At 70.3% G+C, this 232-nt stretch carries 1 protein-coding gene; it reads right to left on the bottom strand.

What is annotated here, in order from left to right:
• The coding region (locus IF43_RS37645) for a carboxyl transferase domain-containing protein (protein ID WP_037891798.1) at positions 1 to 232 on the bottom strand (232 nt) is incomplete at both ends.

The raw sequence follows: 232 nt of genomic DNA, 5'->3' as shown, positions 1-232 counted from the left end.
CGGCGTGGACGTCGGCGCCGCCCAGGCCGTTCTGGCTGATCTCCTCACCCGTCACCGCGCGGACCACGTCCGGGCCGGTGATGAACATCTGCGAGGTCTCGCGGACCATGAACACGAAGTCCGTCAGGGCCGGGGAGTACGCGGCCCCACCGGCGCACGGGCCCAGCATGACCGAGATCTGCGGGATCACACCCGAGGCCCGGGTGTTGCGCTGGAAGATGCCGCCGTAACC

It is taken from the genome of Streptomyces sp. NRRL S-87, assembly GCF_000719335.1.
Classification (GTDB): domain Bacteria; phylum Actinomycetota; class Actinomycetes; order Streptomycetales; family Streptomycetaceae; genus Streptomyces.
The sequence above is the reverse complement of the archived record's forward strand: the minus strand, read 5'-3'. Positions and strand labels throughout refer to the sequence as shown.